Genomic DNA, 638 nt, shown 5'->3' with positions numbered 1-638 from the left:
ATTAAAATGCGTATGTATCGGCGTATAAAATTCCAAAATCTTCTCAAGCACTTTTAGCCGCCTGCTAGAGAGCGCCTCATCTCTTGGGTCGCAGTTGTGAAACTCAAAAAGCATTTGCGAAAAATATGGGCTAATCGCACCCAAATCGATTTTTTCTAATATATCCCATTCTGCATCTTCTATATCGATTTGCGCGATATTGTGGGCGTCTTTGCTTAGATTGTTACTTTTTATCACAGAATCAAAACTCATCGTATCATGGCTATCATGCGCGCCTACAAACTTTTTTATAAAAGTGATATTTGGGTGATTGTATGGCGCGTGCTTGATGCTTGCATCATATTGTATGACTTTATAGCCGCGATTTGCCATATCCAAATCCCAAGGAGAATAAGGAGAAACGCCAAGAGAAAGTGCTTTTGGTTGCGAATTTATTTTGTCTGTGTTTATTTTATTTGTGTTGATTTTGTCTGCACCGATTTTGCCTGCGCTTGTTTTAGCTGCGTCTATTTGTGGGGGGGGGGGGGCAAGCATCACATATCCGCCATCGTTATTATCACCCACGCGGGTAAGCTTCAAAGATGCCGACACCATAGGGCGCACGAGTGAAAGGTAGCGTTTGGCGTTTTGGCGGGATT

1 pseudogene is annotated in these 638 nt (G+C 42.5%); it reads right to left on the bottom strand.

What is annotated here, in order from left to right:
* Positions 1–638: pseudogene (locus tag BKN38_RS11350) on the bottom strand (hypothetical protein); the annotation flags it as partial.

The organism is Helicobacter sp. CLO-3, assembly GCF_001854545.1.
Taxonomy (GTDB): domain Bacteria; phylum Campylobacterota; class Campylobacteria; order Campylobacterales; family Helicobacteraceae; genus Helicobacter_B.
This window is presented reverse-complemented; position numbering and strand designations above follow the sequence as displayed.